General features: G+C 68.0%; 14 protein-coding genes. 6 read left to right on the plus strand and 8 right to left on the minus strand.

Translation table 11 applies throughout. The features are described 5' to 3' along the window. Nucleotides 1-7: 7 nt before the first annotated feature. Nucleotides 8-793 (minus strand): YggS family pyridoxal phosphate-dependent enzyme, encoded by a 786-nt coding sequence (locus KGR00_RS09965; protein WP_224416934.1) that lies wholly within the window; start codon nt 791-793, stop codon nt 8-10. 98 nt (nt 794-891) lie between these two features. Between KGR00_RS09965 and ptsJ the strand changes: the two genes are divergently transcribed. Continuing rightward, entirely contained in the window at nt 892-2,217 is a 1,326-nt protein-coding gene (ptsJ, locus tag KGR00_RS09970) for a transcriptional regulator PtsJ (protein WP_224416933.1), read from the plus strand. A gap of 51 nt (nt 2,218-2,268) precedes the next feature. Here the strand turns inward: ptsJ and KGR00_RS09975 are convergent, their stop codons facing one another. Both KGR00_RS09975 and KGR00_RS09980 read right to left on the minus strand, forming a co-directional pair. Continuing rightward, entirely contained in the window at nt 2,269-2,883 is a 615-nt protein-coding gene (locus KGR00_RS09975) for a TetR/AcrR family transcriptional regulator (RefSeq protein ID WP_224416932.1), read from the minus strand. A gap of 4 nt (nt 2,884-2,887) precedes the next feature. Then, nucleotides 2,888-4,324: an amidase family protein gene (locus KGR00_RS09980; RefSeq protein WP_224416931.1), complete on the minus strand. Its 1,437-nt coding sequence runs from the start codon at nt 4,322-4,324 to the stop codon at nt 2,888-2,890. A 358-nt stretch (nt 4,325-4,682) separates the two neighbouring features. Between KGR00_RS09980 and KGR00_RS09985 the strand changes: the two genes are divergently transcribed. Together KGR00_RS09985 and KGR00_RS09990 are read left to right on the plus strand one after the other, a co-directional pair. Beyond that, nucleotides 4,683-4,883, plus strand: coding sequence for a DUF2905 domain-containing protein (locus KGR00_RS09985; protein WP_224416930.1), 201 nt, complete (start codon nt 4,683-4,685; stop codon nt 4,881-4,883). 82 nt (nt 4,884-4,965) lie between these two features. After that, a complete protein-coding gene (locus tag KGR00_RS09990; protein WP_224416929.1) occupies nt 4,966-6,810 on the plus strand; it encodes a sodium:proton antiporter in 1,845 nt (614 codons plus the stop codon). A gap of 60 nt (nt 6,811-6,870) precedes the next feature. Here KGR00_RS09990 and trpC read toward each other — a convergent pair whose 3' ends face one another. The 3 genes from trpC to KGR00_RS10005 are packed head-to-tail and all read right to left on the minus strand — an operon-like array spanning nt 6,871 to nt 9,308. Next, nucleotides 6,871-7,674, minus strand: coding sequence for an indole-3-glycerol phosphate synthase TrpC (gene trpC, locus KGR00_RS09995; protein ID WP_129142031.1), 804 nt, complete (start codon nt 7,672-7,674; stop codon nt 6,871-6,873). Further along, nucleotides 7,671-8,708 carry an anthranilate phosphoribosyltransferase gene (gene trpD / locus KGR00_RS10000; RefSeq protein WP_129142032.1) on the minus strand — a complete coding sequence of 346 codons (1,038 nt, stop codon included), beginning with the start codon at nt 8,706-8,708 and terminating at the stop codon, nt 7,671-7,673. The genes trpC and trpD overlap by 4 nt, the downstream gene beginning before the upstream one ends. A gap of 12 nt (nt 8,709-8,720) precedes the next feature. Continuing rightward, complete coding sequence (locus KGR00_RS10005) at nt 8,721-9,308, minus strand: aminodeoxychorismate/anthranilate synthase component II (RefSeq protein ID WP_129142033.1); 588 nt, start codon at nt 9,306-9,308, stop codon at nt 8,721-8,723. A 425-nt stretch (nt 9,309-9,733) separates the two neighbouring features. Here KGR00_RS10005 and KGR00_RS10010 point away from each other — a divergent pair, with 425 nt between their 5' ends. From KGR00_RS10010 to KGR00_RS10020, 3 genes are read left to right on the plus strand one after another with little or no spacing between them, the layout of a single operon-like run. Then, a complete protein-coding gene (locus tag KGR00_RS10010; protein WP_224416928.1) occupies nt 9,734-11,098 on the plus strand; it encodes a TolC family protein in 1,365 nt (454 codons plus the stop codon). Beyond that, on the plus strand, nt 11,095-12,321 hold the full coding sequence (locus KGR00_RS10015; protein ID WP_224416927.1) for an efflux RND transporter periplasmic adaptor subunit: 1,227 nt from the start codon (nt 11,095-11,097) through the stop codon (nt 12,319-12,321). Before KGR00_RS10010 ends, KGR00_RS10015 begins: the two co-directional genes overlap by 4 nt. Continuing rightward, a complete protein-coding gene (locus tag KGR00_RS10020) occupies nt 12,314-15,469 on the plus strand; it encodes an efflux RND transporter permease subunit (protein ID WP_224416926.1) in 3,156 nt (1,051 codons plus the stop codon). Before KGR00_RS10015 ends, KGR00_RS10020 begins: the two co-directional genes overlap by 8 nt. Before the next feature lie 75 nt (nt 15,470-15,544). Here KGR00_RS10020 and KGR00_RS10025 read toward each other — a convergent pair whose 3' ends face one another. Together KGR00_RS10025 and trpE are read right to left on the minus strand one after the other, a co-directional pair. Beyond that, nucleotides 15,545-17,224, minus strand: coding sequence for a methyl-accepting chemotaxis protein (locus KGR00_RS10025; RefSeq protein ID WP_224416925.1), 1,680 nt, complete (start codon nt 17,222-17,224; stop codon nt 15,545-15,547). A 166-nt stretch (nt 17,225-17,390) separates the two neighbouring features. After that, complete coding sequence (gene trpE / locus KGR00_RS10030; RefSeq protein ID WP_129139660.1) at nt 17,391-18,887, minus strand: anthranilate synthase component I; 1,497 nt, start codon at nt 18,885-18,887, stop codon at nt 17,391-17,393. Nucleotides 18,888-19,102 lie beyond the last annotated feature (215 nt).

Here is a 19,102-nt window from a genome sequence, read left to right on the forward strand (position 1 = left end):
AGATGGCTCATGCAGAGGGCCAGAAATGGCTGTCGGGCAGGCGCCGGGCGCCATAGATCGCTTGCCCCACTCGGACAATCGTGGCGCCCTCCTCGATGGCGGTCTCGAAGTCGCCGGACATGCCCATGGACAGTTCGGCCACTCTTTCGCCTTCAGGCAGCGCCTGCCGAATCCGGTCCCGCAGTTCCCTGAGCCGAACGAAGCACTGCCGTACCCTAGACTCGTCCGACGACAGCAGGGCCAGCGTCATCAGGCCACGCACGCGTAGGGAGGAGTACGCCGGCAGACAACGCAAGAAAGCCTCGACCGCATCCGGCGCCAAACCGTACTTGCTCGACTCCCCCGAGGTGTTGACCTGAACGAAGACGTCGAGACCACGCCCCAGTGCCTGCAAGCGACGGTCCAGCGCCTCGGCCACGCGCAGACTGTCGAGAGCCTGGAACTCGGAAGCGAAGCGCGCCACCAGCTTGGCCTTGTTGGTCTGAAGGTGGCCGACGAGAGACCATCGCAAACCCTCCAGGTCGGATAACGCCTCCCGCTTGCGATACGCCTCCTGCACCTTGTTCTCGCCCAGCTCCCGGCATCCCGCCTCGACGGACAGACGGATTCGTGCCTCATCCACGGTCTTGCTGATCGGCAGCAGGCGCACCTCGGCAGGATCGCGGCCAACGCGTCGGCTGGCATCAGCGATGCGCTCACGGACACTCGCCAGATTACGAGTGAAGTCCTCGACCGTTCTGGCCTGCGGATATGGCGACGGAACGTCGGCACTCTGGGGGAACGAATCACTCAAGACCGGGGCCTCCCTGATGGAACGAAGTGAGACTGTACGGGCTCGTGGCGGCCCTCTAGAATCTTACTATGTCAGATTTAAATATGTCATAGGACAAAATGCAAATCACCGGAACATCCGCCGCCGAAATCTTCGACAGCGTTCGTCTGCTGGCTCAGTCGGGCCAACTGCAACCAGGGCAGTCGCTGCCGCCCGTGCGCGACCTGGCCACCAGGCTGGAGGTCAACCGCAACACGGTGGCGGCTGCCTACAAGCGGCTGGTCGCCGCCGGGATCGCCGTCACGCGAGGCCGCCTGGGCACGGTCATTCGCGAGCCGCCCAGACTGGGCGAACAGGAAGGCGCCACCCCGGACACGCGCCTCAGCGATGTCGCGAGTGGTAACCCCAATCCCGACTGGCTGCCGGATATCAGCGAGGCGGTGGTGCGAGCAGGCTACCGGCCGCGGCTGTACGGCGAGGCCACCGTCAATCCGAGCCTGGCCAACTACGCCCGCCAATGGTTCGCGGGGGACGTCACCGAGCGACACGAGTTCGAACTGGCCCACGGCGCCGTGGATGCCATCGAGAGACTCCTCGCCGCGCACCTCGTGACCGGCGATCGAGTGGTGGTGGAGACCCCCTGCTTCCTGGGCAGCCTCAACGTGTTGCGTGTTGCAGGCCTGGAGCCGGTGGGGGTGCCGGTCGACCGCGAAGGCATGCGCGTCGACGCCCTCGAGCACGCCCTGTCCGCCGGGGCGCAGGCGGTCATCCTGACACCGCGTGCGCACAACCCGACGGGATGCGGCCTGAGCGCCCAGCGCGCCCAGGCGTTGAGGCGGGTCCTCGAGCGCCACCCGCACGTGCTGATCGTCGTGGACGATCATTTCGCCCTGCTGGCCGACACGCTGTACCACTCGGTGATTCCCGAGTCGGCGCAGCGCTGGGCACTGGTGCGCTCCCTCTCCAAGGCCCTCGGACCGGATCTGCGCATCGCGCTCATCGCCAGCGACCCGCAGACGGCTGAGCGCCTGCGATTGCGTCTCGCTCCGGGCTCTACCTGGGTCAGCCACCTGCTGCAAGACATCGCCCATGCCTGCCTGACCAACGAGGTCGTGGCATCGCAAATCGCCCTGGCACGCGAGGATTACACTCGACGGCGCCATTACCTGACGACCGCCCTGGCCGAGCGTGGCATTGCCGTTGCCACGCCTGCCGATGGCCTGAACCTGTGGATACCGCTCCAGCAGCACAGCCGCCCCCTCGCCTTCGCCATGGCCAAGCGGGGCTGGCTCGTGCGCGGGGGCGAGGGATTCAGCGTCGGCGAACCCGTGCATGGTTTACGGCTCACGGTATCGGAACTCGAGGAGTCACAAGCTGGGCAACTGGCTACGGACCTTCGGGATAGCGTCCATGAGAACGGGGATGACAGCCCCGTCGGCCGATAGGCAACGCCGGATCCGGTCTCCCCTTCGACCGAGGCTCGTGGCGTCACCCCGCTATCGCCTCGCCAGCAGGGCCTCGAGCCCGGCGAGCTGATAGCGCCAGAACGCCTCGAAGGCCGCCCGAATATCGGCTTCATCGTCATGCGAGCGCAGGATCGCGACGATCATGTCGGCGGTGCTCGAGAACAACTGCACCAGCACCACCCGCGGCACGGATGCCGCGCCCTCACCGCCCGGCTGCGACGCCAGGTAGGCATGAGCCAGGCGGGTCAGCTCGCGGACGACCAGCGGCCTCACATGGGCCAGGGAAGAGCCTTCGGCGCCGGCCAGCAAGATCACCACGGACAGGCGCCATTCGACCCAGAAGTCCAGCAAGGCCTTCGCCCGAGCCGAGCCCGGCGGCGTTGCCGAGCGCCACTCCGCCAGGGTGCCCAGTTCCCGGACCCGGGCGCGGATCAGCCGCACCAAGCGGGCGGCGACGCCCCGGGGCACCACGGCCTCGAACAGCGCCGCCTTGTTCGGGTAGTAGCGGTAGAGGTTGCCGGTCGAGACGCCGACCTCGGCGGCGATATCGGTCAGCCGCGCCGCGGCGAAGCCCTCGCGCGCGAAGGCCTCGGCCGCGGCGGCCAGAATGCGGGCGCGAACGGCGGTCTTGAGCGTCTGTGCCATGGGCCTACTCCGCCCCCGTCGGCCAGCGATGGTGCCAGGGCGCCGCCTGCTCGAGTTCCAGGGCCAGCCCCAGCAACCGCGCCTCCTGGCCCAACGGGGCGGCGAAGTGCGAGCCGATCGGCAGTCCCGTGGGCGAGACGTGCAGCGGCACCGACATGGCCGGCCAGCCGGCGATGGAGGCGATGGCGGTGTAGCCGGCCAGGGCTTCGGTGAAGGCCGCCGCCGCCTCATAGGGCTGGGTGCCCCCGTGGCGGCCGAGCGGAAAGGCGGGAAAGGCCACGGTGGGGCACAGCAGCACATCGAACCCGGCCATGGCACGCTCCGCCGCGTCGGCGGCGGCCTGCAGCGCGGTGGCCGCCTGCGCGCCTGCCTCGGGCGGCAGCGCCCGGGAGCGCGCGATCAGCTCGCGGGTGTAGGGCTCCAGGCGCGCCTCGTCGAACGCCGGGCCCATCAGGGCACGCAGCTGCTCGCAGGCCCCACCCAGGGTCAGCGATGCCGAGGTGAAGAAGGCGTCCGCGGCGGCCCGGGCGTCATGCCGCGGGCCCTCGATGTCCACCACCTCATGGCCCAGCGACTCGCAGAGCCGCCGGGTCTCCGCCAGCGCCTGCGCCACCTCCGGCTCGGGCCGGGTGCCGTCGGCGGTGCGGTCATAGAGCCCGATGCGCAGCCGGCGGCGCAGCGGCTGGGTCACCCGGCCGACCTTCCCACCCGGCAGGCCTGCCTCGTCGCGTTCCACCACGGACAGCCAGGTGGCGCTGTCGCGTACGCTGCGCGACACGCAGTGCTCGCTGATCATGCGGGTGAAGGGGGTATCGGCGGCCTGGCCGGTGGACAGATGCCGGCCTCGACTGGGCTTGAAGCCGAACAACCCGCAGAAGGACGCCGGAGCGCGGATCGAGCCGCCGCCGTCGGAGGCATGGGCGACGGGCACCATGCCGGCGGCCACGGCGGCCACCGCCCCGCCGGAGGAGCCGCCAGGTGAGCGGGAAAGATCCCAGGGATTGCGAGTGGCCCCGCAGGCCAGGGTCTCGGTGGTGCCCAGCAGGCCGAACTCCGAGGTGGTACTCTTGCCCAGCACGATCAGCCCGCTGGCGTCCAGGGCCTCGGTGTAGGCCGAGCCGGCCGGTGGCACCTGCCCCTGAAACAGCCGCGAGCCCATCCCCAGCGGCAGGCCGGGGTAGGTGACGAGATCCTTCAGCAGGGTGGGCACCCCGGCGAAGGGGCCCGTCGTCTTGGCATGGCGGGCCTTCTCCCGGGCGAGCTCGGCGTCGCGCGCCGCCACCGCATTGACCGTCGGGTCCAGCCGCTCGATACGGCGGATGGCGGCCTCCACCAGCTCCAGCGGCGATACCTCGGCGCGCTCGACCAGCTGCGCCTGAGACGTGGCGTCCAGGCGGGCGAGCTCATCATCCCTATACGTACTGACTTGATCCGACACCATGGTGTCTCCTCATATTCAGCCATAAGCGAATAGTGAATTTACTATTCAATTTATCAGCGTACCGTGAAATCGCAAGCCAAAGACACCACTGGAACACCTACCTATGAATGACTAGACAGACGGGCATACTAAGAGGGTGTTTACAACGTTGGCGAGCGAAGGCCAGACCGGGGCGCGTAGCTAAGGCAAAATCGACCGAAAAACGGACCGGGCTGGCGCTCCAGTTTACACGGGTTAAATGAGCATTTTGACCGGGCTTGCGTACGAGGCCGATTTTAACGCCGTATTGTCGAGCGCAGGCATTTTGTAAACACCCGCTAAAGAACTCTAACCTTTGACCTTCGCCTCCGGAGGACCCATGTCGCGTACCTTGATTCTGATCGGCCTGGCGATCGTCGCCGTCGGCCTGCTCTGGCCCTGGGTCTCCAAGCTGCCGTTGGGGCACCTGCCCGGCGACATCGTCATCAAGCGCGAGAATGTCGCATTCTATTTCCCGATCACCACCATGATCCTCGTCAGCGTCATGCTGTCGCTGCTGGTCTGGCTGTTCCAGCGCTGACCGCGACACATCGACGAGGATTGCACCCGGCAAGGCCGGCGGTTAGGCTTCGCGGTCGTTCGCCGTTCCAGGACCCTCGATCATGCAGTATCCCGCCCTCGCACTGACCGGCATCGGTCTGCTGGCCCTGCTCTGCCAATGGGCGGCCTGGCGCCTGCGCCTGCCGGCCATCCTGCCGTTGCTGCTCGGCGGCATCGTCGTCGGGCCGGTCACCGGCTGGCTGGAGCCCGACGCCCTGCTCAGCGACCTGCTGTTTCCGCTGGTCTCGCTGGCGGTGGCGGTGATCCTCTTCGAGGGCAGCCTGACCCTGGACTTCAAGGACCTGCGCGGGCACGGCCGCACCGTGCGCCGCCTGGTCACCTGGGGGGCATTGATCACCGCCGTGGTGGGCACCGTGGCCGCCCGCACCATCCTCGGCCTGAGCTGGCAGATCGCCAGCGTGCTGGGGGCGGTCCTGGTGGTGACCGGCCCCACGGTGGTCCTGCCCCTGGTGCAGACGCTGCGCGCCCGGGCCCATCTTACCCAGATCCTGCGCTGGGAAGGCATCCTCATCGACCCGGTCGGGGCGATCGGCGCCGTGCTGGTCTTCGAGTTCGTCGCCCTCGGCCACGCCCAGGGCGCGATCTCGCATACGCTGGTGCTGTTCGCCAAGACCGCGCTGATCGGTTTCGGCCTGGGCATCGTCGGCGGTTACCTGTGGGGGCTGGTACTGCGTCACCACTGGCTTCCCCAGCGCCTGCACAGCTTCGGCACGCTGATGACCATGCTCGGGCTGTTCAGCGCCTCCAACCTGCTGTTCCACGAGTCGGGCCTGCTGACGGTGACGGTGATGGGCGTGTGGCTGGCCAACATGCGCGCGGTGCCCACCCAGCCGATCATCGAGTTCAAGGAAACCCTCTCGGTGCTGCTGATCTCGGGGCTGTTCATCCTGCTCGCCGCTCGCCTGACCGCCGAGCAGCTGGCGATGCTCTCGTGGCCGGCCTGGGCCTTCCTGGTGGTGCTGGTGTGGGTCGCGCGGCCGCTGGCGGTCTGGCTGTGCACCTGGGGCAGCGGCCTGCACTGGCGCGAGAAGGCCCTGCTCGCCTGGCTGTCGCCGCGCGGCATCGTCGCCGCCGCGGTGGCCTCGCTGTTCGCCCTGCGCTTCGAGGAGAGCGGCGTCGCCGACGCCGAGATGCTGGTCCCGGTGACCTTTCTGGTGATCATCAGCACGGTGGTGGTGCAGAGTCTGCTATCGCGGCCCATCGCCCGCCTGCTGGGAGTCAGCGAACCGCCGCCGTCGGGCTTTCTGATTCTCGGCGCCAATCCGCTGGCCCGCGCGGTGGCCCGGGCGCTCACCGACGCGGGCTTCGCCGTACGCCTGGCCGACACCAACTGGGATGCCGTGCAGGAAGCGCGCATGGCGGGGCTGCCGGTCTACTACGGCAACCCCCTCTCGGAGCACGCCGCCCAGCACCTGGAACTGACGGGGATCGGCCATCTGCTGCCGCTGTCGCCCTACCGCGAGCTCAACAACCTGGCCGCGCTGCATTTCGAGCACATCCTGGGCCACGGCCGGGTCTTCCGGCTCGCCGAGGACACCACGCGCAGTACCCGGCGGCATCGCGAACAGGCGATCGCCCATCTGCCGCTGCTGTTCGCCGACGACGCCACCTACGCCAAGCTCTCGAGCCTGGTCGCCCAGGGCGCGGAGATCCGCAGCGCACGACTCACCGACAGCTTCGGTCGCGACGACTACTATCAGATACACGCCGGCCACCTGCTGGAACTGTTCAGCATCGGCCAGAGCGGCCGCATCCGCATCGCCAGCGACCGCCAGCCCCTCACCCCCAAGGCCGGCGAGACGCTGATCAGCCTGATCTATCCGACATCGCCGGAATACGACCCGCCGCGCCGCGACAGCGAGACCAGCGAGGATGCGGCGGCCTGAAACGACACCGGCCGCCCCGTGGGGCGGCCGGTGTCGATCGAGAAGAACCGGTTTCTCTCTCTAGAAGAACAGGCTTCGCAACGCCGCCCCGGGGTCGGCCTCGCGCATGAACGCCTCGCCCACCAGGAAGCCGTTGACGCCGTGCTCGCGCATGTGCTCGACGTCGCCGCGGGTATGAATGCCCGATTCGGTGATCACGGTCACCCCCTCGGGGACCCGCGACAGCAACTGGAAGGTGGTCTCGAGGCTGGTGTCGAAGGTGCGCAGATCGCGATTGTTGATTCCCACCAGGGTGAGATCCAGCGCCAGCGCCCGCTCCAGCTCCAGGGCGTCGTGGACCTCGACCAGCACGTCCATGCCCAGCGCGTGGGCCTGTTGATGCAGGTCCTGGAGACGCGCATCGTCCAGGGCGGCGACGATCAGCAGGATGCAGTCGGCGCCGATCGCCCGTGCCTCGCTGACCTGATAGCCGTGGACGATGAAGTCCTTGCGGATTACCGGCAGGTCGCAGGCGCCACGGGCGGCGATCAGGTAATCCTCGTGGCCCTGGAAGTAGTCGGCGTCGGTGAGCACCGAGAGGCAGCTGGCGCCGGCCTCGGCGTAGGCACGGGCGATCGACTCGGGGTCGAAGGCCTCGCGGATCACGCCCTTCGACGGCGAGGCCTTCTTGACCTCGGCGATCACCGCCGGGTCGCCATCGGCGATGGTCCGGTCGAGGGCGGCGACGAAACCGCGTGGCGAGGACTGCTCGGCTGCCCGCTCGAGCAGCGTGGCCTCGCTGACACGCCCGCGGCGCTCGGCGACTTCCTCGTCCTTGCGGGCGAGAATCTTGGCAAGAATGGTCGGCAGGCCTTCCTGGCTCATGACGTCGTCCCTCCCTGATCGGCGAAGACGCGGGTGAAATCGGCCAGCTCCTTCATCTTCTCCAGCGCCAGGCCGGAGGCCATGGCGTCCTGGGCCAGCGCCACGCCCTCCTTGATAGTGTCGGCGATATCGCCGGCGTAGAGCGCCGCCCCGGCGTTGAGCGCGACGATATCCGCCGCCTCACCCTCGCCGCGCAACGCCTCGCGCACCAGCCGCAGGCTGTCCTCGGCGGTGACCACCTTGAGCGGTTCCAGCGAGGCCCGCTCGATGCCGAAGTCCTCGGGGACGATGGTGTATTCGCGGATCTCGCCCTCGCGCAGTTCGGCGACCCGGGTGGGGGCCGCCAGCGAGATCTCGTCGAGCCCGTCCTCGGCATGCACCACCAGCACGTGGCGGCTACCCAGGCGCTTGAGCGTCTCGGCCATCAGCCCCACCAGCGACGGCTGGTAGACGCCGAGCAGCTGGTGCTGGGCGCCGGCGGGATTGGTCAGCGGACCGAGAATGTTGAACACGGTGCGCACGCCCATCTCGCGGCGCGGCCCGATGGCATGGCGCATCGCCTGGTGATGCATGGGCGCGAACATGAAGCCCACCCCCACCTGTTCGATGCAGCGCGCCACCTGAGCGGGGGCGAGATCGAGCTTGATCCCGGCGACATCGAACAGATCCGCGCTCCCCGAGGAGGAGGACACGCTGCGATTGCCGTGCTTGGCGACGTGGCCGCCGGCCGCCGCCACCACGAAGCTCGACGCCGTGGAGACGTTGAACAGGTTGGCGCCGTCGCCGCCCGTGCCGACGATGTCGACCAGGTCGTCGCGGGCCACCGTCACCGGGGTCATCAATTCGCGCATCACCTGCGCCGCGGCGGCCACCTCGTCGACCGTCTCGCCCTTCATCGACAGGCCGATCAGGAAGGCGCCGATCTGGGCGTCGGAGGCCTCGCCGGTCATGATCGCGTTCATCACCGCGTGGGTGTCGGCGTAGCTCAGATGGCGGCCGCGCATGACCGCGTCGATCGCCTCTCGCATCTGCATGATGTGTCCCCCTCAGGCCCGGCGTTTCAGGAAGTTCGCCAACAGTTCGTGACCCTGGCGGGTCAGGATCGATTCAGGATGAAACTGCACGCCCTCGATATCCAGCGTCTTGTGGCGCAGCCCCATGATCAGCCCCGGCGTGACGTCGTCGTCATCCACCCAGGCGGTCACCTCGAGACAGTCGGGCAGGCTCGCCGCCTCGACCACCAGCGAATGATAGCGGGTGACCTCCAGCGGATCGTCGAGCCCGGCGAACACGCCCTCGCCGCGGTGACGGACACGCGAGGTCTTGCCGTGCATGACCTGCGGTGCCCGGACCACCTCGCCGCCGAATACCTGGCCGATCGCCTGGTGGCCGAGGCAGACCCCGAGGATCGGCAGGCGACCGGCGAAATGGCGGATCACGTCCATCGAGATGCCCGCCTCGTTGGGCGTGCAGGGGCCCGGCGAGACCACGATGTGACTGGGCGCCAGCCGTTCGATGGCGTCGAGGGTGATGGTGTCGTTGCGATGGGTCTCGACCTCGGCGCCGAGCTCGGCGAGGTACTGCACCACGTTGAAGGTGAAGCTGTCGTAATTGTCGATCATCAGCACGGACATGGCACCAGGGTCCTGTTTCGGTTGAGAGTGAGTCGCGATCATGAGACGCGTCTTCCGGTTCGTCGGGTCCCATGCCAGCCGTGCGGAGTCTCCGGGCACAAAAATGCCGCCCCGCAGGCGGCATTTGGACGTCCCAGACATGCACGTGCCGCCTCGCTCTAGAGGCGCCACCACCGCATGCGTGAGTCGGAGAGATCGGGTGCGTTCATGGCCACAATACTGCGGCGGGTGCCCGGACGTGTCAAGCAAACGCCGCTGCAGGGGAGGCGGAAAAGAGAAACGCGGAAATCAGGAATGAGGAAAAACGTGATAAGCGCCGCCGGCCACTCGCACCGTTAACCGGATGATGATTACCATTCGAAGCGTATACCTTTTGTGATTCTCTCGCCCGGCCGCCACGCCGGGTCGTCATGCGGAAATCCTGGATGTCTCTTTCGCGACTCCCCCTGGCCGGCTCATTCGGCCTGGTCCTGCTTCTCAGTGCCTGTAGCGCCCTGCCTCCGGATAACGACTACCCGGCGCATGCCGAACAGGACATCACGCAGGTCCCCGACTGGTCGGCCGTCTCCGGCGGCGAGCCGGCCACCGGGCTCACCGAGCTGATCGGCGCGCCGCCCTTGACCGAACTGGTCGATCAGGCGCTGGCCGCCAACCCGTCGCTGCAGCAGACCTTGCTGGCGCTCAGGATCCGTCAGGCCGAGCGCGACGAGACCGGGGCCGAGCGCCTGCCCAGCGTGTCCGCCGGGCTCGAGGCCTCGCGGGGCGAGGACCGCGACGCCACGGTCTATACCGGCTCGGCCACGATCAGTTGGGAGCTCGACCTGTGGCACAAGCTGGCCAACGGTTACCGCGCCGCCGGCAAGGACGTCGCCGAGCAGCGCGCGATCTACCAGTCCTCGCGGGACACGCTGGCCGCCGAAGTGATGCAGGCCTGGCTCGAGATCATCGCCGACCGTCACGCCATCGCCATCGAGCAGCACCGCCTCGCGACCCTGGAGAAGAACGAGCGTTTCATCCTGCAGCGCTACCGCAGCGGTATCGGCACTCTGGAGGATCTCGCCAGCGCGCGCCAGTCGGCGGCCAGCTCGCGTGCCAGCCTCGCCGAATACCGCGAGTCGCTGGCCGAGCAGCAGCGCTCGCTGCGCGAGATGCTGGGGCGCAGCGACAAGCAGGCGATCAGCGTCCCCGACGACTATCCGGCAGTAACGCTGCCGCTCGCGGCGCTGCCGGAGCAGACCTTGAGACGCCGCCCGGATCTCAAGGCGGCCTATCTGGCGATCCAGGCCGAGGCCCTGCGCACCCGCGTCGCCTATCAGGAACTGCTGCCCAGTTTCAGCGTGCAGGCGGCACTCGAGGATGCCGCGTCATCGCCCCGGGCGGCGCTGCTCACCGACCCGGTCTGGTCGCTGCTCGGTCAGTTGACCGCGCCGCTCTATCAGGGCGGCGAACTGCGCGCCCGGGCCCGCGCCGCCGAACTCGAGACCGCCCGGGCCTACCAGGCCTATCGCGAGACGCTGCTGAGCGCGGTCAGCGATGTCGAGAATGCCCTCGGCCGGGAACGCAGTCTTGCCGAGCGTCAGCGCCATATTCGCGAGGCGCTGGCCAACGCCCGCGACAACCTCGACCAGTACCAGCGCCAGTATCGTGCCGGTCTGGTCGGCATTCTCGATCTGCTGGCCGTGCAGGAGACGACCTATGACCTGGAAGCCCGGCTCGATGAGCTCACCTACCAGCGATTGTCCAATCGCATCGACCTCGGACTGGCACTAGGCCTGGGAGTCAACGAATGAGGCGTTTTCGCCAGTGGGGCCTGATCGCCGTCGCCGCCGCGGTACTGCTCGGCGTACTCGCCTACGACCGTTGGCAGATCCAGTCTCGGGGGCAGCGCGGGCCGGCCCCCTCCCAGACCGAGCACCAGGCCCCCGACGTCTCGGTGATCGACGTCGAACCGGCCAGCTATCGCGCCCGGCTGACCGGCTACGGTGCCGCCCAGCCGCGCTATTCGCTGGCACTCACGGCACAGGTCAGCGGTCGGGTCACCGCGCTCGACGACGGCTTCGCCAGCGGCGAGCGCGTCGCCCGGGGCACGGCACTGGTCACCCTCGAGGACAGTGACTATGCCGCCGCGCTCGCCGAGGCCCGCTACAATCTGGCCAGCGCCCGGCAGGCGCTTCTCGAAGCCAGGCAGGAACAGCGCCAGGCCCGCCAGGAGTGGCAGGCGTCCGGCCTTTCCGGAGAGCCGGATTCGCCGCTGGTACTGCACGGCCCCCAGGTCGCCACCGCCCAGGCGGCCGCGGACAACGCCGAGGCGGCCATGGCCAGCGCGCAGAAGGATCTCGACCAGACCCGCATCGCCGCCCCCTTCGACGCCCTGGTCGTCGAACGCGATGTCGCGCCCGGCAGCTACGTGCAGGCCGGCGATACCCTGGCAACGCTCTACAGCACCGACCGGGTGGAAGTCACCGTCTCGCTGCCGCAGCGCGACTGGCAGCAGCTACCCGACGCCGCGATCCTGACCCGCGGCGACTGGCCGGTCACGCTCCGGGACGACCAGACGGGCCAACAGTGGCAGGGCCGCGTGGTGCGCGTGGAACGCCACCTCGACGACACCACGCGCCAGCGCGCCCTGGTCGTGGCCGTCGATCAGCCGCTCGACCGCTCCCCGGCCCTGCTGCCGGGCAACTTCCTCGAGGTCCGTCTCGCCGGACGCGAGGTCGCCGGTCTGTGGAAACTCCCCGCCTCGGCACTCAGCCAGCGCGGCAAGCTCTGGTATGTCACCGCCGACGGCACGCTGGCCGATGTCGATGCCGAGCCGGCATTCCGCGACGGCAATGCGATCTACGTCCCCGTGCCTGACGATCTGACCGATCGCCACCAGCGCGTGCTGACCCACCCGCTGAGCAGCTACCTGGCGGGCATGGCCGTGAACGCGGTGCGCCCCGACGCCCCGGATGGCAGCGCGGCCCTGGCCGATGCCGGGACGCCAGCGAGCGAGGGCGGCGACGATGAGTGACCCGACGCCCCCGCACTATCGTGGGCCCATCGCCTGGTTCGCCGCCAACCCGGTCGCGGCCAACCTGTTGATGCTGCTGGTCATCGCCCTGGGCATCACCCAGATGGGGTCGCTGCGCAAGGAAGCCTTCCCGAGCATGGAGCCCGACAGTCTCAGCATCTCGGTCAACTACGACAGCGGCTCCGCCCGGCAGTCCGAGGAGGGCCTGGCGATCAAGATCGAGGACGCCCTGCAGGACGTCGTCGGCATCGACTCGATCACCAGCACCTCCACCGGCGGCGGCACCACCGTCACCGTCGAGAAACGCAGCGACTACGACCTCGACACCCTGCTGCGCGACGTCAAGGCCAAGGTCGATGCCATCTCGAACTTTCCCGTCGCGGCCGACGAGCCGGTCATCGCCAAGGACCGACGCGAGGCTCACGCCCTGTGGCTGCAGCTCTACGGCAATGCCGACCGCCACACGCTGCAGCAGCTCGCCGAGTCGCTCAAGGCGGGGCTGCTCGACCGCGGTGCCATCAGCCGTGTCGACATCGCCGGCGACCTGGACCCGATGATGGCGATCGAGATCGACGAGGCGCGGCTGCAGGCGCTCGGCCTGGCGCTCGCCGACGTCGAGGACGCCATCAATGCCGGCTCCACCGACACCATGACCGCGGTGATGAGCAACGACCAGCTCTACCTCCAGCTCAAGGCTTCCAATCAGGCCTATCTCAAGGAAGCGTTTGCGGCGATACCGCTGATCACCACCACCGACGGCAAGTGGGTGCACCTCGGCGACGTCGCGCGGATTCGCGACACCTTCGACGACGACACGGCCGTGCTGTCGCGCTTCAACGGCAGGAACAGCATCGCCCTCGAGGTAATCACCACCGGTCAGGACGACATCAGCGATTCGGTCAGCGATGCCCGTGCGGTGGTCAAGCAGTGGCAGGAGGGGGGACGTCTGCCGCACGGCGTCTCGCTGGCCACCTGGCACGATCGCAGCGTCGCGATCGGCCAGCGCCTGAGCCTGATGATCGAGAACGCCATCGTCGGCATCCTGCTGGTCTTCGTCCTGCTGGCGCTGTTCCTCAATCTCACCGTGGCCTTCTGGGTAGCGATGGGCCTGCCGTTCATCGTCTTCGGCACGCTGTTCCTGATGGGCGACAACCTGCTGGGCCTGTCGCTCAACGAGTTCACCACCTTCGGTTTCATCATGGCGCTGGGCATCGTCGTCGACGACGCGGTGGTGGTCGGCGAAAGCGTCTACACGGTCCGCGCCAGCGAGGGCGACAGCCTGGCCAATACCATCAGGGGCACGCAGCGGGTGGCGATTCCCACGCTGTTCGGCGTCTTCACCACCGTCGCCGCCTTCGCCGCGCTGGCTCAGCTGGACGGCGGTCTGGGCAAGCTCTATGCCCAGTTCGCGATCATCGTCGCGCTGTGCCTGGTATTGTCGATCATCGAGTCCAAGCTGATCCTGCCGGCCCACCTGGCCCACCTGAATACCCGTCGACGCCGCGTCAGGCACCCCTTGATGCGCGGCTGGCAGACGCTTCAGCAGGGCGCCGACCGTGGCTTGAGCCTGTTCAGCGAGCGCTGCTACCGGCCCTTGATCGGCGGCGCCCTCGAACACCGCTACGCCGTGACGCTGCTGTTCGTGGCGCTGTTCGCGCTGGTCATGGCGATGCCTTTCACGGGCGCGGTCCGCATCAGCTTCTTTCCCTCGGTACCGGGCGACACCGTGCGCGCCACGCTGACCATGCAGGGAGATGCCAGCTTCGGTCAGACCCACGCCGCCCTCCGGCGCCTCGAGGACGAGGCCTACGCAGCCGACCGTGCCCTGCGCGGCGATGCGCCCGGCGCCATCGCGCACCTCCAGTTGCTCTCGGAGGCGGACCAGTCGGGCAAGGTGACCGTCGAGCTCGACGACGACGCCCCCTATGACCTGGTTACCTTCACCCGTCGCTGGCGCGCGCTAGCCGGCGTCCCCGAGGGCAGCAAGACGCTGAGCGTGCAGAGCCACCGGGCGATGGTCGATGCCCTGCGCGTCGAGCTTCGCGCCAGCGATGACGAGGTGCTCAACCGCGCCGGCGAGGCACTCAAGACCGCCCTGCAGGCGATTCCCGCGGTCAACGGCATCGATGACAACCTGACCCCCGGCCAGCCACAGCTGAACCTGTCGCTCACCGCCCAGGGGCGGGCACTCGGCATCACCACCCAGATGCTCGCCGAGCAGGTACTCACCGCCTTTCAGGGCCGGGTGGTCCAGCGCTTCCAGCGCAACGACGACGAAGTCGAGGTCAAGGTGCGCTATCCCGAAGCCGCCCGTCGCAACGCCACGGATGTCCTCGGCGCCCGCCTGCGCACCCCCGATGGCGACGTGGTGCCGCTGTCCAGCGTCGCCACGGCGAGCTACGGCTACACGCGCGATTCGATCACCCGCATCGACGGCGAGCGGGCCGTCTACGTCTCCGCCGACGTCGACAAGCAGCGCCTGTCGTCGACGGAACTGGTGGCGCAGCTGCAGGCGTCCATCATTCCCCGACTCGAGCGTCAGTACCCGACGCTCAGCGTGCATTTCGCCGGCGAGGCCGAGCAGCAGGCCGAGACCCAGTCGTCGATGCTGACGCAGTTCCTGATCGCCCTGCTGGTGATCTACATGCTGCTGGCGGTGCCGCTGAAGTCCTATGTCCAGCCGCTGTTGATCATGACCGCCATCCCGTTCGGCGTGGTCGGGGCGATCCTCGGTCACTGGCTCAACGGTCTGCCGGTGAGCATCCTGTCGCTCAACGGCATCATCGCCCTCAGCGGGGTGGTGGTAAACGACAGCCTGCTGCTGGTGGCTCGCTTCAACGAGCTCCGCCCCGACGCGCGACACAGCCGCGAGGCCATCGGCCAGGCCTGTCGCAGCCGCCTGCGAGCGGTGCTGCTGACCTCGCTGACCACCTTCGCCGGGCTGATGCCGCTGCTCGGCGAGACCTCGCATCAGGCCCAGTTCCTGATCCCCGCGGCGGTCTCGCTGGGCTACGGCATCATGTTCGCCACCCTGATCACCCTGATCCTGATCCCGGTGCTGTTGCTCATCCAGCTCGACGTGGCGGCGGGGCTCGTGCGCATCAGGCAGCGCCTGCTGCCAGCCAGGGAGGACGAGAACGCCGCCTGATGCCACGATGCCATTCAGGCAAGTCCGCCGGTCGGGCCAATAGCGACGCTGCCGGCCCGACTGGCGATGACAGGCTCAGAACTCGCTCCAGTCCGCCTCCGCGGTGACGGACCTGACATGCCGGCCCGCCGCCCCCCGGCCGGTGGTCGCGTCGGCCTCGGCGCGCGAGCCCGGGGCGGCGCTGCGGGATGCCGGCAGGCTGGCCACGGCGGCGTCGAGCTGGAAGGTTCCGACGATCGCCTGTAGATGCTGCGCCTGATCCTCGAGCGAGCTCGCCGCGGCGCTGGACTGCTGCACCAGGGCGGCATTCTGCTGGGTGGCCGAATCCATCTGGGTAAGGGCGTCGTTGATCTGCTCGATACCACCGTTCTGTTCACGGGTGGCGTGGGAGATCTCGCTCATCAGTTCGGCGACACGGCGGATCGACTCCACCGTCTGGGAGATGGTCTCGCCGCTGCGCTCGGCCTGCTGGGCGCCTTTCTCGATGCGCGACGTGGAGGCCTCGATCATGGCGCGGATCTCGCGGGCGGAGTCGGCACTGCGGCTCGCCAGCGAGCGGACCTCTCCGGCCACCACGGCGAAGCCACGCCCCTGCTCGCCGGCCCGTGCGGCTTCCACCGAGGCATTGAGGGCGAGGATGTTGGTCTGGAAGGCGATCGAATCGATGACCTGGATGATGTCGTTGATCTTTTTCGAGTTCTCGGCGATCTCGCGCATCAGCGTCACGGTACGCTCGACCTCCTCGCCACTGCTCTCGGCGGATGTCGATGCCTGACTGGACAAGCGATCCGCCTCGAGCGCCGAGTCGGTGTTCTGGCGCACCGTCGAGGCCATCTCCTCCATGCTCGAGGCGGTTTCCTGGATCGCCGACGCCTGCTCCTCGGTGCGCGACGACAGATCCTGGCTCCCCGCGGCGATTTCACGAGCCCCGGTGAAGACACTCTCGCTGCTCTCGCGCAGCGAGCTCACGACCTCCATCAGCCGTTGCTGCATGCGCTGGAGAGCGGCGAACAACTGGCCGATCTCGTTACGCCCCCGCGCCTCGATGCGCGCGGTGAGATCGCCCTGCGCGATGCGCTCGAAATGCGCGACCGCCTGTTCCAGCGGGCCGACGACGAGGCGGATCATCCCCTGGCGCAGGACGACCGCGAGCAGCACCGCGACGACCAGCAGGCCGACGGCGACGAGCGTGACGATGCCGCCCATGCGTGATGTCTCGCCGATCAATTCATCGCCGCGGGACTCGATATAGCGCACGAAGTCACGCACGGCCTCGTCGAAGCGTGCGAAGTCGTCGTTCATGGCAACCGCCCGCTGCCGCACGGCATCCGGACTGAGATCCGCCAGCAAGGGCTCCAGCGAGTCCGTCACGATCGTCTGATAGGTTTGGGTGATCCGATCGACGTAAGGCGCACGCTGCGAGTCTGCCGCCACCGGCACCGCCTGGAACTGGGCGAAACGCTCGCGGGCCCGCGCGAGATAGTCACGGGCCTGTGTCTTGCTGAGCTGTGCCCCTTGGGTATCGCCTTGCTGGCTGAGTGTCGCGTACTCCTTGAGCGCCGAGGCGGTGTTGAGCAGATTGACCTGGGTGCGGTTGATCGTGTTGGCCTGCTCGACGTTGATCTCCGACAACTCATCCACCGCCGTCGAGCTGGCGTTATTGGCATAGATGCCCAGGGCACTGATCAAGCCGATCATGATCACCAGGGCCGCCAGGGCGAAGGTCAGACTTCGCCGAATCGATATGTCATGCATAGGTATCTTTCCCTTCGAACGCGCGTGGATGTGGTGAAACCACCTGCCCTCCCAATCGGCGCGCCAGGGGAAAAATTAAGTGTAATTAACCGAAAGCCGACAAATCCCTGCAATGAAAAACGGCCCACCGAGGTGAGCCGCCTGTACGAAGGTCCCGCGGAACGTCTCAGGACAGGTTGTCGAGCCCGCGCTCGGCCATCGCCACGGCACGGAACAGCGCGCGACGCTTGTTGATCGTCTCCTGCCATTCGCTGTCGGGATCGGAGTCGGCGACGATCCCGCCCCCGGCCTGCACGTGCAGTTCGCCATCCTTGATTACCGCGGTGCGGATGGCGATCGCCATGTCCATGTTGCCGTGCCAGGAGAGATAGCCCACCGCGCCCGAATAGATGCCGCGCTTGACCGGCTCGAGCTCGTCGATGATCTCCAGGGCGCGGATCTTGGGCGCCCCGGAGAGCGTGCCCGCCGGGAAGGTGGCACGCAGCACGTCCATGGCACTCATCCCCGGCTTGAGGCGGCCGGTGACCTGGGAAACGATATGCATGACGTGGGAGTAGCGCTCCACCGCCATGTTGTCGGTGACGGTCACCGAGCCCGTCTCGCTGATGCGGCCGATGTCGTTGCGACCCAGGTCGATCAGCATGACGTGCTCGGCGATCTCCTTGGGGTCCTCGAGCAGGTCGACCTCCAGCGCGCGATCCTCGTCGGGCGTGGCGCCACGCGGACGGGTCCCGGCGATCGGCCGCACGGTGACCTCGCCCTCCTCGAGACGGGTGAGGATCTCCGGCGAGGAGCCCACCACGTGATGATCGTCGAGGTTCAGGAAGAACATGTACGGCGACGGATTGAGGCTGCGCAGCGCGCGGTAGAGATCCAGCGGCGGCGCCTGGAAGGGGATCGACATGCGCTGTGAGGGCACGCACTGCATGACGTCACCGGCCCGCACGTATTCCTTGATGCGCGCCACCGCGTCCTTGTAGCCCTGCTCGCTGAAACTGGCATGGAAGTCGTCCTCCGACACGCTGTCGCGGCCGGTGCCCGGGCTGACGGTATTGAGCGTGGCGCTGCGCAGCCGGACCTCGAGCGCCTCGAGGTGCTGGGTGGCCCGTTCGTAGGCGCCGGCGTCAGACGGATCGACGTGCGTCCACAACGTCAGCCGCCCGGACAGGTTGTCGAACACCACCAGGTCGTCGCAGACCATCAGCAGGACGTCGGGAACACCGATGGGATCGGGCTTGTCCGCGACGTGCGCCCCGCGCAGGCGCGGTTCGATGTAGCGGATGGTGTCGTAGCCGAAATAGCCCACCAGGCCGCCGTCGAAGCGCGGCTGATCATCGAGCCGGGGCACCTTGAAACGCCCCTGGAACTCCTCGACCCAGGCCAGCGGATCGTCGACCTCGCCCGCGCCGAGGATCTCGTCGTCGACGAGGTGGCGGACCTCGAAGCCGCGCACCTCGATGCGCTCGCGGGACGGCAGGCCGATGATCGAGTAACGGCCCCACTTCTCGCCGCCCTGCACCGATTCGAGCAGGAAGGTCCAGGGCGCGTCGGCCAGCTTCAGGTAGGTGGACAGCGGCGTATCGAGGTCGGCGAGGACCTCGCGGGTGACCGGGATGCGGTTGTAGCCGGCCTCGGCCAGCTCGGCAAAGCGTTCGGGAGTCATCATACCCGTCAGTTCCTTCGAAGGCGTGGAAAGTCTCGGTTGTCGCGGGACCGCGGCGTCACGGCCGGTCGGGCGTCACCATCGCCAGCGACGGGCGTCGGCGGTCGGCGCGCGCCAGGGCGCGAAAAGGGCCTTCGAAGACTGACGTGCATTCAGCATGGTACGGGTCCGTTGTTTGCCGAATCTCGGGGGTGGGGCCCCCTCTTGGGCGGGCG

Source organism: Modicisalibacter sp. MOD 31.J, assembly GCF_020147985.1.
In the GTDB taxonomy this organism is placed as follows: domain Bacteria; phylum Pseudomonadota; class Gammaproteobacteria; order Pseudomonadales; family Halomonadaceae; genus Modicisalibacter; species Modicisalibacter coralii.